The 14,285-nt window shown below is 42.3% G+C and carries 14 protein-coding genes; 7 read left to right on the forward strand and 7 right to left on the reverse strand.

The window, feature by feature from the left end; translation table 11 throughout:
- Nucleotides 1–52: 52 nt before the first annotated feature.
- Nucleotides 53–1,246, reverse strand: a complete 1,194-nt coding sequence (locus NZ848_RS14310; protein ID WP_259016051.1) for an S-adenosylmethionine:tRNA ribosyltransferase-isomerase — start codon at nt 1,244–1,246, stop codon at nt 53–55.
- Between the two features lie 24 nt (nt 1,247–1,270).
- Complete coding sequence (locus NZ848_RS14315) at nt 1,271–1,777, reverse strand: hypothetical protein (RefSeq protein ID WP_253529496.1); 507 nt, start codon at nt 1,775–1,777, stop codon at nt 1,271–1,273.
- A gap of 178 nt (nt 1,778–1,955) precedes the next feature.
- Here NZ848_RS14315 and NZ848_RS14320 point away from each other — a divergent pair, with 178 nt between their 5' ends.
- The 4 genes from NZ848_RS14320 to purH all read left to right on the forward strand — a co-directional run bounded on the left by NZ848_RS14320 (nt 1,956) and on the right by purH (nt 7,713).
- The gene (locus NZ848_RS14320; protein ID WP_259016052.1) at nt 1,956–2,978 is read left to right on the forward strand and encodes a hypothetical protein; all 1,023 of its coding nucleotides are present in this window, start codon (nt 1,956–1,958) and stop codon (nt 2,976–2,978) included.
- The gene (locus NZ848_RS14325; protein ID WP_259016053.1) at nt 2,932–5,391 is read left to right on the forward strand and encodes a hypothetical protein; all 2,460 of its coding nucleotides are present in this window, start codon (nt 2,932–2,934) and stop codon (nt 5,389–5,391) included. Before NZ848_RS14320 ends, NZ848_RS14325 begins: the two co-directional genes overlap by 47 nt.
- Nucleotides 5,388–5,939 (forward strand): cob(I)yrinic acid a,c-diamide adenosyltransferase, encoded by a 552-nt coding sequence (locus tag NZ848_RS14330; RefSeq protein ID WP_259016054.1) that lies wholly within the window; start codon nt 5,388–5,390, stop codon nt 5,937–5,939. Before NZ848_RS14325 ends, NZ848_RS14330 begins: the two co-directional genes overlap by 4 nt.
- Nucleotides 5,940–6,192: 253 nt before the next feature.
- Nucleotides 6,193–7,713 carry a bifunctional phosphoribosylaminoimidazolecarboxamide formyltransferase/IMP cyclohydrolase gene (gene purH / locus NZ848_RS14335; protein WP_259016056.1) on the forward strand — a complete coding sequence of 507 codons (1,521 nt, stop codon included), beginning with the start codon at nt 6,193–6,195 and terminating at the stop codon, nt 7,711–7,713.
- Between the two features lie 68 nt (nt 7,714–7,781).
- Here purH and gmk read toward each other — a convergent pair whose 3' ends face one another.
- The 4 genes from gmk to NZ848_RS14355 all read right to left on the reverse strand — a co-directional run bounded on the left by gmk (nt 7,782) and on the right by NZ848_RS14355 (nt 10,650).
- Nucleotides 7,782–8,384 (reverse strand): guanylate kinase, encoded by a 603-nt coding sequence (gene gmk, locus NZ848_RS14340; RefSeq protein WP_253529516.1) that lies wholly within the window; start codon nt 8,382–8,384, stop codon nt 7,782–7,784.
- 113 nt (nt 8,385–8,497) lie between these two features.
- A complete protein-coding gene (locus tag NZ848_RS14345; RefSeq protein ID WP_253529520.1) occupies nt 8,498–8,794 on the reverse strand; it encodes a hypothetical protein in 297 nt (98 codons plus the stop codon).
- Nucleotides 8,795–8,929: 135 nt separating this feature from the next.
- Entirely contained in the window at nt 8,930–9,541 is a 612-nt protein-coding gene (locus tag NZ848_RS14350) for a sigma-70 family RNA polymerase sigma factor (protein WP_101728108.1), read from the reverse strand.
- A gap of 233 nt (nt 9,542–9,774) precedes the next feature.
- Nucleotides 9,775–10,650: a winged helix-turn-helix domain-containing protein gene (locus NZ848_RS14355; protein ID WP_259016057.1), complete on the reverse strand. Its 876-nt coding sequence runs from the start codon at nt 10,648–10,650 to the stop codon at nt 9,775–9,777.
- Nucleotides 10,651–10,789: 139 nt separating this feature from the next.
- On the opposite strand from NZ848_RS14355, the gene NZ848_RS14360 reads away from it, so the two are divergent.
- Entirely contained in the window at nt 10,790–11,188 is a 399-nt protein-coding gene (locus tag NZ848_RS14360) for a hypothetical protein (protein ID WP_259016058.1), read from the forward strand.
- 42 nt (nt 11,189–11,230) lie between these two features.
- On the opposite strand, the gene NZ848_RS14365 is transcribed toward NZ848_RS14360, so the two are convergent.
- Nucleotides 11,231–12,106 carry an AraC family transcriptional regulator gene (locus NZ848_RS14365; RefSeq protein WP_259016059.1) on the reverse strand — a complete coding sequence of 292 codons (876 nt, stop codon included), beginning with the start codon at nt 12,104–12,106 and terminating at the stop codon, nt 11,231–11,233.
- Nucleotides 12,107–12,259: 153 nt separating this feature from the next.
- Here NZ848_RS14365 and NZ848_RS14370 point away from each other — a divergent pair, with 153 nt between their 5' ends.
- On the forward strand, nt 12,260–13,075 hold the full coding sequence (locus tag NZ848_RS14370; RefSeq protein ID WP_259016060.1) for a sugar phosphate isomerase/epimerase family protein: 816 nt from the start codon (nt 12,260–12,262) through the stop codon (nt 13,073–13,075).
- Nucleotides 13,076–13,144: 69 nt separating this feature from the next.
- Nucleotides 13,145–14,269 (forward strand): Gfo/Idh/MocA family protein, encoded by a 1,125-nt coding sequence (locus tag NZ848_RS14375; protein WP_253529535.1) that lies wholly within the window; start codon nt 13,145–13,147, stop codon nt 14,267–14,269.
- Nucleotides 14,270–14,285 lie beyond the last annotated feature (16 nt).

Below are 14,285 nucleotides of genomic sequence, written 5' to 3' on the forward strand. Positions count from 1 at the left end.
AGATATTTTTAGAATAGCGGTTTTAAACCATAACGAAATTTGATTGGCAAAATTACGGAATCAGTAGCGAAGAATCACCATAACTGAGAAAACGAAAGTTATTTTCAAGCGCAAAATCATAGATTGTTCTCCAGTTATCGCCTACCAAGGCTGCTACAAGCAGAATAAGGGTTGAGTCGGGCTGATGAAAATTGGTAATAATTCCTTTACAGATTCTGAACTGATAGCCCGGAAAAATGAAAATCTCGGTTTCGCCAATCAGTTGTTCTATGTTTTTCAGGTCCATGTAGTTTAACACAGCCTGCAACGATGCCTCAATGCTGACTTCGTTCTGCCATTGATACGGAAACAGCTTTTCAATAAAGAAAGTCTCATTCCCTTCCAACAGTTTCACGCCAAACCAGTACAGGCTTTCAAGCGACCTCATAGAGGTTGTGCCCACTGGTATCACAAATGCCCTATTCGCAAGCAGTTTTTTTATAAAGTCTTTTTCAAACACAATCTGTTCAGAGTGCATCTGGTGTTCTACCACATTCTGCACCTTAATGGGCTGAAACGTCCCTGCCCCTACGTGCAGGGTTATGAAATCGTATTCAATATCATTAGTAACCAGGTCGAACAACACTTTTTCGGTAAAATGCAGCCCTGCTGTGGGGGCAGCCACGGCACCGTCGTTTTTAGAATAAACGGTCTGGTAGGTATCGTAATCCTTCTCTTCGGTTTCTCGTTTCAGGTAAGGTGGCAACGGAATCTGGCCAAAAAAACGAACAATCTCTGCGAAGGTCAGTTCAGGGTTATTCCAGGTAAACTGCACATAGTTTTTTTCGTTGTCAACCAGTTCTGCTACCAGTTCCAGATCATCTTTAGCATGAACGCTGTATTTACCCGTAAGCCTGCCCTTCAGCCTTTTCTTATTACCAATCATGCAGGCCCACGTACAGGTATCGCGCGTTTCCATTACCTGCGATATGACCGTGGAAGGTGCAACAGGATTCAGCAGGAAAATCTCAATCAACGCTCCGCTTTCTTTTTGAAAATAAAGCCTAGCGGGAATCACTTTTGTGTTGTTGAAAACCAGAAAAGATTCTTTCGGCAGGTGCGCTGCCAGGTTATAGAAACGGTCTTCGCTTATTAAAGAGTCTTTGTAAACCAGTAGTTTAGACACATCACGGGGTTCAACCGGAAACCGGGCGATTCGCTCATCTGGCAGATGATACGTATATTTATCTAAATCAAGGTTTATCATACTTTCCGAATCTATAGGCTACACTTATTCCTTTGTTTCAGGATTGGTGTACAATAATTTAACGGGCAGATAAAATATAACCACAAGCAGAATAACTGCACCAGCCAAAACAAACCAGTCGTAATTAATATCCAGTTTCTGGTCTTCCGAGCGATTCACACGGCTCAGCGCCAGCAAAAAGAAAATCATGTAGGTATTAATAACCGCTATGAAAACATCAAACCAGGTGGCTAGCAACTGTCTCAACGCATCTGTATTTTTGGCCCACAGGCTTTTCTGGTTTAGCTGTGCAAAATTCAATCTTAGTACCTGGCTTTTGAGCAGGTTCAGCAGAAAATTAAATACGATGATGGTACCAAAAGCGATATAAAAGAAGTCTTGCTTACTGATGAAGTCATCAGGCCTGCCCGATGAAGTATGATGAACGGCTACGTCATCAGGAAAAGTAAAATAACAAACAATTAAAGTAATAGCTAAAAATGGCATAGATACTTTACGCCACAAGCTGAAAAATATATTTGATATAGACATCAGAAGGAAATTTTTGATTTACAGGCTACTCTGCAAATCACTTTCTAAAACAAATGCATCGGGTAGCACGACCAATTTTAATGGCAAAGGTACATTACAGATTTAGATTTTTCTCAAAAAAACTTTTTTCATTCTACCCCTTTGTATATTTGGCAAACTTTTAAGTGGGCACCTGTTTATGCGATTTCACCTGTTTTTGATTGTTCTGCTTATTCAGTCCTGCAGAACAGATACACCACCCAAAGACCTGACCAGAGGGTTTTATTACTGGAAATCGTCGTTTAAATTGACCGAAGCCGACAAAAAAACACTTGATACCTGCCATATCAACAAACTTTACATTAAAGCCTTTGATATAGACTGGGATTTTAAAGCCAATGCGCCTGCCACAAAAGCCCCTGTACAGTTTGATGAGCTGCCTCCTAAAACCATTACGCTGGTCCCTGCCGTTTTTATTACCAACCAGACCCTCAAACAATTAACGTATGCCGATATAAAGAACCTGGCAAACTTCATGCAAACTCAGTTGATGAAGGTATGGTCGGGTCTGTATTTTAATGAAATCCAGATTGATTGCGACTGGACTATCAGCACCAGGCAGAAATATTTTCGCTTACTTGAATTACTGAAACAACAAAACCCGGATAAAACCCTCTCGGCTACTATTCGTTTACACCAAATCAAGTTTGCGCATAAAACGGGTATCCCGCCTGTTGACAGAGGTATGCTGATGTTTTACAATATGTCTGACTGGAAAAACCCCAATATCAAAAACTCTATTTTTGACCTCAACGCGGCTTCGCAGTACACAGCCACGCTCAGCAATTATCCGCTGGCGCTGGATGTTGCCTTCCCGATATTCAGGTGGGCGGTTTTTTATCGAAACAATCGCTTCATGACAGTTGTTAATAAGCTGGACGAAGCCACGCTGAACAGGCAAACTTTTTTAAGAAAAGACGGCAACCGATATGATGTAGAAACTGATACTTATGCCTTTGGAATGTCGTTACGTAAAGGCGACCTGATACGAACAGAAGAAGTAACGTATGACGAACTTTTGAAAGGTTCGAAGGCAATAAGCAAACAAATTTCCACACAAAAACTTACATTTGTATTCTATTATTTAGATCCTGAAATTACATCTCATTACAGCCATGAGCAGCTCTGCCAGATCTTTCTTTCGTTTGGGTTACCGGACTAAATCTGTCATTATTTTACTATTAATGGCCTGTGGGCCTCAACCCTTCGACTACGACGAGTTCAAGAGTTTCTTCATGCCTGAAAGCGCCCGTAATGAGGCTGCATTCCATCCTTACAACTTTACCCCTCAGTTTTTGTATGATGATTCTGATTGGTATGCTGACTCACCAACAGACCCTGCAGAAGCTGCCAATACCAAAGCATGGGCCAATTACGCTGGCATTGAAGATAGTATTGTAACGGAAGAACTTTACCCGAGATATGGCAGCAAAACTACTACAGGCCTAAGCCAGGCGCTTAAGGAAAAAGGTAATTTGCATGCACTACAATATCTGGAGTTTTCAAAAAAAATAGCTGTTGCTGACGGCCCTACAGAAGCAGGCGGAACTGGCACTAAACCCGATTTTGAGGCCTGGTTAAACCTGATAAAGTCTGAATACAACCAAAGCACAGATGCCTTTATAAAAGAACGGCTGGCCTACCAGGCTGTAAAAGTGGCCGATATGGCCGGTAAGCCCCAACAAAGCATTGACTTTTACAATTCTTTAGTAAAATCTTTGCCGACGAAGACATTCATCAGCGATTGGGCTTGTGCGCGCATGGCCGGGGCTTATGTGCATGCCGGCGACTCAACACAGGCATATTACCAGTTCTCTCAGATTTTTGTTAATGCCCCAACTCGCCGCAAAGAGGCGTATCTGAGCCTGAGAACGTATCTGCCCAAGCTGAAAGACGAGGCATTGAAACTTTGCAAAACCGATGCCGAACGAGCCAATATATATGCCGCCACTGCTGTGCTGCCATTTCAGGATGGCCTGCCGATGATGGAGCAAATCAGAGACCTGAATGCCAACAGCCCCTTACTTGAATTTGTAATGGCGCGTGAAATCAATAAAAATGAGGACTTCTTTTTTAATACCCGCGAAGACCTGAAATATGCGTACTGGAATCTGGATTCGCTTAAAAAAGCTAATCTGAAAACCGATGCTCCGGGGTATTTCAATAAGTTATTGAATTTCTCATTAGAATCTGCAGAAAATCCTTCACTAAAAACATCACCTTTCTGGTATACATCAGCTGCTTATCTCACATTTATTGCCAGAGACTACAAAAAAGCAGCCGACTTATTGCAAAAAGCAAAAGCCATACCTACTACCAATAAAGCCCTGCAAGACCAGATAGCTATGCAGGAACTGACATTACTTGTCAGCGAAACAGAACATATAACACCCGAAATTGAAAGTAAGTTGATGCCCCTGCTGGAACGCTTCTCCAACTCGCGCAATTTCAGGGTAGCTAATAACTTTAACGCCGCCTGCCGGATACTTGTAGCTAAATATCGCGGACAGCCCGTAACCGATGAATTTACAGAAGCCATTGGCCGGAAAATGGAAGCGGCTGTCTCTAAATCTAAAGAAAACAAAACGCTCGGGTGGCTTTCAGGATGTTTCGGCAAAAAAAACAAAGAGTTCATACCTTCTTCTGAAAGCACAGCCAAAGCTTTTCTTTTATCAATGCTAACTTCCTCTCAGCTGGGGTATTCCAAACAAACCGATGGCAATACGCTAACTGCCTATTTTATGAGCAATGCCGACCAGTATGCCATTGAAGACTCTACCTCTTCGGCCACTATTTATGGTGTTATCAGTTATTTCAGCAGTAAAAATCAGAATGATTTTGATAAAAGATTAATAAAACTAACCGGGTTGACCAATGATTACCTTTACACCGTTTTAGGCAGAAGGGCGCTGGCAGAACATCAATACACCAAAGCAGCAGAGGCATGGCAGCATATTTCACCTGCAACGTGGCAGGCAGAGCCATTCAAGACGTATCTGGATGTAAACCCTTTTCATCTCGACGGGCAAGGCGATACCAACCCCAAACAAAGAGTTACGCCCCTTTCATTTGCGCTTCGAATGGCCGAATTACAAGAAAAAGTTAGTAAAAACCCTGCCGACTACCAAAGCTGGTTGTTGTTGGGTTGTGGCAGCTATAATATGAGCTATTTTGGGAATAGCTGGATTCTGCAACGAAGAGGATGGAGCGGAGGAGAACAGAGAAATGAACAGGACGATTATTACACCTCAGCAAAAGCGCTGGCGTATTTTGACAAGGCCATGCAAACCGCCTCAACGGCTGAAGATGCCGCAAAGGCCTGTTATCTGGCCGCAGCCTGTCAGAAAATCAGATACGAGTTGGTTTATACTGCCTTGTATGACGGCCTTTATCTTTTACCTGACGATGAACGCACCAGAAAAGAAAAAGAGATAAACAAAACGCTGGAGAATTTACGAAGAGAAAAATACGCCACATATTTCAATCTTCTGAAAACAAAATATCAAAGCACCAACTATGCTTCTCAGTTAATAGACGAGTGCAGTACTTATAAAGACTTTTTAACAGGCAAATGAAAATATATACCAAAACCGGCGACAAAGGCACAACCGCACTTGTAGGAGGCCGCAGGGTTAGCAAAGGCGCGCTGAAGATTGAATCTTACGGCACGGTAGACGAGTTGAACTCATGGATAGGCCTGATAAGAGACCAACCCGTGAACGAACCAAGACGGGATGTGCTGAAAGAAATTCAGGACAGGCTTTTTACTATCGGCGCTGATTTGGCCTCAGAGCCGGAAGAGTTAAGAAAAAAACCAATTCCCAGCCTGTTTGATGAAGACATTACACTACTGGAAAAAGAAATGGATAAAATGGATACCGAATTACCCCCTTTGCGTGCCTTTGTTCTGCCCGGAGGGCATCAGTCGGTATCTTATGCACACCTGGGGCGTACGGTGTGCCGCAGAGCCGAACGGCTGGTGATTCGTTTGGCAGAAGAAGAAGAGGTAAACCCAATGGTTGTAAAATACCTGAATCGGCTGTCTGATTATCTGTTCGTGTTATCGCGCAAAATGACACAGGAACTAGGCAGCGAAGAAATAACCTGGAAACCCCGGCTCTAATACAGGCACTATTACAGTTAAATAAAATTTGTATTTTTTTGCGATGTGCCAACTAATAATTAACTGACCAATAGTACTCAAAATCTTCTGAAACCATGTTTTTGGGTTCAATACCCGGCTTTTTTGAATGTTTACCTAAAAATGCTGACGTATTACAAAAAAGCACTAATTTTGCACTTTCGTTTTCACAACCATAATCTATGGCCGCACCTGTCCATAGAATTTCATACCATTAATAGCAAAACATTCCAAAATGGCTAAGAAAATACAATCGGCCCTTATTTCGGTTTACTACAAAGACGGCTTAGATAAAATAGTAAAATTATTGCACGAACATAACGTTCAGATTTTCTCAACGGGCGGTACTCAAAGTTTCATTGAAGACCTGGGCATACCGGTTACAGCCGTAGAAGACCTCACCAGTTACCCCTCTATTTTTGGTGGGCGTGTAAAAACCCTTCATCCAAAAGTTTTTGGTGGCATTCTTTATCGCAGAGACAACGAAGGTGACGTTCAGACAGCGGCTCAATTTGAAATTCCGTCAATTGATTTAGTGATTGTAGATTTATATCCGTTTCAGGAAACGGTGGCTTCTGGTGCCGGAGAAGAAGACATTATCGAGAAAATAGATATCGGCGGTATATCGTTGATACGCGGCGCTGCCAAAAATTTTAACGACGTTCTGATTGTTTCGTCTCGTAACCAGTACGACGACGTCTTCAATATACTTCAAGCCAAAGATTGCGGCACTGACCTGGAAGACCGCCGCCGTTATGCCATGGAAGGTTTTGCCATGAGTTCGCAATATGACACGGCCATTCATGCTTACTTTGCTAATGATGTTTACAATAGTCTGCAAAGTTTTGCAGCATTACCAAAGAAAGAACTACGCTATGGCGAAAACCCGCATCAGGCGGCTACATTCTACGGTGATCTGGATAAAATGTTTGACCAGATACACGGCAAGGAATTATCATACAATAACCTGATGGACGTAGAGGCTTGCGTAAGACTGATTGATGAGTTTGAAGAAACCTCTTTTGTAATTATTAAACATAACAATGCCTGTGGTGTGGCGTCAGCCCCTACGGCGCATCAGGCCTATGTAAATGCACTGGCTTGTGACCCCGTTTCGGCTTTTGGTGGTGTTATTATTACCAATGCTAACGTTGACCTGGCCACAGCAGAAGAGCTGCATAAGCTGTTTTTCGAGATTTTAATTGCGCCATCGTTCGATGACGACGCGCTGGCCATTCTGAAAAAGAAAAAAGACCGCCGATTGCTTATCAGAAAACCCGTTGAATTAAGTAAAAAACAATTCCGCACTTTGTTGAATGGTGTGTTGGAGCAAGACAAAGACAACGCCATTGAAACCGGTAAAGACTTTAAGGTAGCCACCGAAAAAGCGCCGACCGAAAGCGAGGTAAAAGCGCTAGAGTTTGCTTTGAAAATATGCAAACACCTGAAATCAAACAATGTGGTGCTGGCAAAAGACGGTCAGTTACTGGCTTGTGGTGTGGGGCAAACTTCGCGCGTTGATGCCCTGAAGCAAGCCATTGACAAAGCCAAAACATTTGGATTTGATTTAGCAGGAGCAGCAATGGCTTCTGAGGCCTTCTTCCCGTTCCCAGACTGTGTGGAGATTGCGCATGAAGCAGGCATAAATGCGGTAGTTCAGCCGGGAGGCTCTATCCGTGACCAGGACTCTATTGATTTCTGTAATAAAAATGGTGTGGCAATGGTATTAACCGGGGTGAGACACTTCCTTCATTAATAAAGCAATTGTGCCACGGCTGGGCTCATCAGAGCAAAACCGTGGCACAATATATTTTAAAGTCTTCTTTATATTTCAAGAGGTTTCTGCTCTATCTTCAATTCATTTCTTACAAAACTTTCGTAAAGTTCTTCTGCTTTTTGCCACGAAGTCTCAATATCATCGTTCAGAAGTATCACGTCAAAGCGGCTCTGAAACTCCATCTCAAACTTCATCTTATACAGGCGTCTTGAAATACTGTCTTCACTATCAGTACCTCTGTTTCTTAAACGCTTCTCCAGTTCTTCCATTGACGGCACCTTTACATAAATAGCCAGGGCATTATCGCCAAAATACTTTTTCAGATTCAACCCACCTTTTACGTCAACATCAAAAATTACGTTTTTACCTTCTGCCCACATCCGTTCAATCTCCGACTTCAAGGTGCCATAGTACGCACCCGGATACACCTCTTCCCATTCAATAAATGCTTCGTTGTCAATTTTTTCCTTAAAATCGTGTATTGTCAGAAAATAATAGTCTTTTCCGTTTTCTTCGTTTCTGCCGCGCTTATCTCTTGTGCAGGCCGAGATAGAAAACCCGAGGTTTGCGTATTTATCAAGCAGGTGCTTAACAATGGTAGTTTTTCCGGAGCCGGACGGAGCGCAAAAAATAATGGCTTTACCTTTCATTGAGAGTGTTTTTTACCTTGCCCAAACAAGGTGGGTAGCTGAAATGAATTATTAAAAAAGCCACCAGGCTTTTAAACCTGATGGCTGAATATTTTGCAAAGATAACGAAATCATCAACTAAACAACAAATGATACAGTTTTACTTCGGCAAACACAAACATTAATATCAATAATCCCAGTCCTACTTTTGCTCTTATATCTACTACTGTCGACTGCGGGCAGCATTTCTTTTCCATCTTTAATTGAAGTGCGTCTTTGATACTCTTCTCCAATTTATAACCCTCAATGCAGGGCATACAATCGTCCATGTGTAACTTAAAATGCTCTAGCTCAGCCTCTGATGCCGATCCATCAAGTACAGCCTGTATCATTTGCATACACTTCTGATGATTTTCACACCTATGTTTCATTGGTATAATGTTTAGGGGACTCCACTCTGCGCCCTCTCAATTAATGTTTTGTTTTATTGTTTCAGGCTTTTGGCCATCCACACTAATTATCGATAGTTTCTAATCCTTAATAAAGTCTAATTCAAGACCGCCTGCTTAATCCTGCTCTGCCATTTCATCGGTCTTGTAGCCCATAGATGAGGCGTAGCTTTTCAGCTTCTCTTTCAACAAATTCCTTGCTCTGTGTAATCTTGACCTAACCGTTCCGATAGGTATGTCCAAAATTTTTGCCATTTCTTCATACGTAAACCCTTCAATATCGCAAAGGATAATTACCGTACGAAAATCAACGGGCAGGCTGTTTAATGCATTAGCCACCTCGTCGCCAATCATATCCTGAACAGTCTCGGTCCGCAGGTCAGTTGTGGCATCCATTTCGGCATCTTCTACCGAATTATAGGTAGTTTCAACGTCCTGATAATCAACCTTTGACGGCTCCTTGCTTTTCTTGCGGTAGTCGTTTATAAAACTGTTTTTCAGTATTCTAAACAACCACGCTTTTGCATTAGTTCCACGCTCAAATGAATTGATAAACCTGAATGCCTTCAGATAGGTATCCTGTACCAGGTCATTGGCATCGTCTTCGTCGTTGGTAAGTCTGAAGGCGAAATTGTACATCGAGTCAATATGAGGCATAAATTCCTTATCAAAGACCGCGTACTTTTCTTTTTCTGAATATCTTTCTATTTCAATTATTTCTTCTTCCATAAGCTTAATGGCTTTAAAAAAACCTACAAACAGCTATTTATAGGCATTGTACTAGCTCAAATGTATACTCCTCCATAATTTCGGTAAAGTTAAGAGTTTTAGCAAGAAAAAAATAATAATATTCCATGAAAACGAAAATTACGCCGATGGAAGATTTGACAGTACGAAAGGATATTTACAATGATAATTTACCTGCCGGCTTAGCACTCAGGCACATTTAATACCCAGAAAAATCAGGCAGAAACTTCAAGTTTATAGCCCTTTCCGTGAATACTCGTTATCCTGATGCTTTCATCTGCCTGCAGTTTTTTTCTTAGTTTAGAAACAAACACGTCCAGGCTTCTGCCCACTACATATACGCCTTCGTCTTCCCAAACTTCTTTTAAAAGTTTTTCTCTTTCAACTACCTGATTCTGGTTAGCCGCAAAAATGCTCAGCAGTCTGGCTTCTTTGTCTGATAACTCCACTTCGTCTTTACCTTTTACCAGCAAGGCTCTTTCCGGATAAAAGTAGAAACTGCCCAGCATTACAAAAGGGCTGTTGGCCACTTTTGTATTTTTCTTAACCAACCGGAATAATCTTGCGCTGAAAATTGAAAAAAGTGTTCCACCTGTTAAAATAAACCCTACAGCCCACCATACATTCATGCCGGAAGTTTTCTGATAATCGCCCGTAAACTCAATCTGAATCTGGTAACAGTCGGTTGTTTGTTTACGTCCAAGGCAGGGCATTACGTCAGTTTGTTTGGCTCTTACCTCGTATCCGAATATAACATCAGGCTTATTGCAGCTGTAAACATTAACCATGTAATCAAGCGGTAGCTGGGCATTGGCCAGCCGTTCATGCACAATTTTTACGAGTGTATCCGGAACAAAAGAAAATTTGCTCTGAAATTCGAGTTGAAAGATTCTTTCGCCTACCTTTTTTACAGGCAGTATGGTTGAGGTAGAGTCTCCGGCATGCAGCAAAAGCTTGTGGCCTATTTCGCGCACAACCAGTATGGCTCTCTTTTCAAGAAATCCACCGGAATCGTCAACAGACCATGTGCCTGCCGAAAGCGCTAAAGCCGCCAGTATGGCCAGGCAGGTGATGTATATTTTTGGTTTCATAATCAGACAAAAGTAGAGTAAAGATGAATCAGATTTAACAGAATTACATACAATTTACACTTTTTTACATTCATTTTACTTCTGCCTGTGGCCAGTAAGTTACATTTGGGTCAATATACATTCAAAAAAAAATACAATTATGAAAAAACTCTTTGCAACCGCATTCTTTTGTTGTGCACTGGCAGCCAGTGCATTTAGCCAGCAGATTTGCTCAGCAGCATTTCTTGGCAATAAAATGGTGGTAGACCAGTATACCAAAACAGGCTATAAAAATGAAATAGCTATTGATGCCAAAGGAGAACTGACAGTGAATACCGTGAGCCTGTCGGCTACTGAAAGTAAACCAGTAAACCCAATACCATTTAAAGTGGCCATTAAAGAAAAAGAAACGCGGACCATCACCTTGTTTTCAAAAGAAGATTTTATGAAAGTAGATGTGCAGAAAGTATTATCAAGCTGCAAAAAAGGCGACCAGATAGTATTGCTGACACTAGACAAACAATATGCCTTGCCGCACAATGAAATATTGGTGAAATAAAAAATAACAAAGCTGCTTAACCCGCAAATTGGTTAAGCCGAATTACCTGATACCTTTTATGTACTCTTTCTGGTACATAAAAGGTGTTTTACCGGTAATATCTTTAAACTGGCGGTTAAAGTTAGAAATGGTATTATACCCGCTTTCATAAGCCACCTGTGTAATATTCAGGCTGCCTTCATGCAGCAACTTGCAGGCATGGCCGATACGGATTTCGGCTATAAAATCGAAGAAAGTTTTGTTGGTGCGGCTCTTAAAGTACCTGCAAAAGGCCGATTCGCTCATACTAACCAGCGAGGCAAGTTCGCTCAATCTTACTTCTTCCTTAAAGTGTTTCATTACATACTCATGCACTTTTTGCATGCGTTCGGTTTCCGAAACCTTATGCGTATTTACATACCCAAAACTGGCAATATAACTATACTCGTTAGACTGCGACAACTCGTGCAGCATAGCCAGAAACTTCAACACCCGCTCAAAGCCCTCATATTGGTGCAGGTTTAGCAGCTCATGCCTGATGTAATCTCGCGTACCCCCAAAAATATCAAGCCCGCGTTCTCCTTTTTCAAGCAATTGCTTCAGGGGGTGCATTTCGCTTTTTTCAAAGAAACCGTCGCCCAGAAAATCCTCGGTAAAATAAATTACTATACCATGCGTTTGTAAACCCGAATTATGGTCAAAATACACGCGGTCGCTTTGCCAGAGATGCGGAATATTCGGCCCTAAAAAAACGGTATCGCCCGCTTCAAAATGGCGGATATTATCACCAATAAATCTTGTTCCGCTGCCTTCCAGCACGGTAAACAACTGATAATGCGGATGAAAATGCCAGTTAGGGTCAAAATGCGGCTCTACCAGCTCTTTTAAAGTAAAAGAATAAACAACACTGTCTACTGATTTTTTTAGGATTGGCTTCATTTCTAACTATTCTGAATTTTAGCATTAAATTTAACAATAAAAATAATTAATGTCAAAATACAGTCATTATTAGTAAAATTAGGCTCATTATTTTGTACTTTTTTAAGATAGTTTTGTAATGTGAAAAAATAAAAAATCAGCATGAAGTTCGGGATGAATCTCCTTTTGTGGGGAACAGAAATAAACGAGAGTCTTTTTCCGGTATTGGAAGAAATAAAAGCTTTGGGGTTTGATGGCGTTGAAGTACCCATTTTTGATACAGACCCATCGCACTGGTACACCTGGCGTGCAAAACTGGACGAGCTGGAACTGGACAGAATTGCGGTAACCATCTGTGGCCCGGACTTTAACCAGATAAGCCCCGACCCTGCCATGCGTAAAGCCACGCTTGAACGTAATAAAAGAGCTGTTGACTGTGCCATGGTTTTAGGCGCCAATTTGCTTAATGGGCCCTATCACTCCGCCCTCGGACAATTTACCGGCCAGCCACCAACCGAGCAGGAATGGCGCTGGGCAGTTGAAAACCTGCAAGAACTGGCCGATTATGCCGATAGCCTGGGCATTACCTTAGGCCTTGAGTACCTGAACAGGTTTGAAAGTTATCTGGTGTCATCAACCGACGAGCTAATTAAACTGGTTGAAGACGTAGACCACCCTGCCTGCAAAATAATGTTCGATACCTTCCATGCCAATATTGAAGAAAAAAACCTGGGCGATGCCATCAGAAAGTTATCCAGGCACCTGGTGCATATACAGGTTTCAGAAAACGACCGAAGCACCGTAGGCAAAGGAAACGTGAACTGGGAAGAGGTTTTCAAGGCGGTGGAAGAAATCAAGTATGACGGCTGGCTGTCGGTAGAAGCCTTTAGCCAGAAACTGGCCGTGGCCAATATCTGGCGTAAAATGTTTGACTCTGAAACACAATTAATGAAAGATAGTCTTAGTTTTTTAAAAAATAGTATTGGCTGAAATCCCGTAAAGCGCGTGTGTCATGCACACCCAGAATGGATTTAACCCGAACCTAAAAACAAATAAACCATGTCAAAGAAAATCAATATTGCTATCGTCGGCCTTGGCTTTGGGGCTGAGTTCATCCCAATCTATCAGCGCCATCCGCATACCAATATGTATGCCATCTGCCAACGTAACGTAGAGAAACTGAATCAGATCGGAGATGCCTTCGGCATTGAAAAGCGTTACTCAGACTATGACGAGCTACTGAAAGACCCGGATGTAGATGCAGTACATATCAATTCGCCTATCCCTAACCACGCCGAGCAAAGCCTGAAAGCCTTGTATGCAGGCAAGCACGTAGCATGTACGGTACCTATGGCTACTTCGGTAGAAGACTGCATGGCTATTGTGAAAGCAGTAAAAGAAACAGGCAAAAAATATATGATGATGGAAACCGTGGTTTATGCCCGCGAGTTTTTGTTTGTAAAAGAATTATACGAAAAAGGCGAACTGGGTAAGGTACAATTTCTGAAAGCAAGCCACCAGCAGGATATGGACGGCTGGCCAGATTACTGGCCCGGCTTACCCCCTATGCACTACGCTACTCACTGCGTAGGCCCGGTAGCTGGTTTGCTGAAACTGGAAGCTGAATATGTTTCTTGTTTTGGTTCAGGCACTATTCGTGAAGAACTGGCGCAAATCCATAATTCACCTTTTGCGGTTGAGTCAGCACATATCAAATTCAAAGACAGCGACCTGAGCGCGTATGTGTATCGTTCACTATTTGATGTTGCCCGTCAATATCGCGAAAGCTTTGAGGTGTACGGCTCGAAAAAATCTTTTGAGTGGGCGCTGATTGAAGACGAACAACACGTAATACACACCGCCAAAAAGCCTGAACACGAAATTCCGGAAAAAGTAACGGTGAAAGACTACGCAGAGTTATTGCCTGAAGGCATTCAGCAGTTTACAACCAAAGGTGTGTATGATTTGGGTGAAAACAACCACTTGTCGTTCACGCAGGGTTCCGGTCATGGAGGGTCACACCCGCACCTGGCTCATGAGTTTGTGATGGCGCTGGTTGAAGACCGTGAGCCGTTCCCGAATGCCGCACAGTCTGCCAACTGGACAAGCGTAGGTATTCTGGCACACGAGTCTGCCATGCAGGGTGGTAAAATTATGTACCTGCCAGACTTCACCAATGCTTAATTATATCATTCGGGGC

The sequence above is a fragment of the Emticicia fluvialis genome (genome assembly GCF_024793945.1).
Taxonomy (GTDB): Bacteria; Bacteroidota; Bacteroidia; order Cytophagales; family Spirosomataceae; genus Emticicia; species Emticicia fluvialis.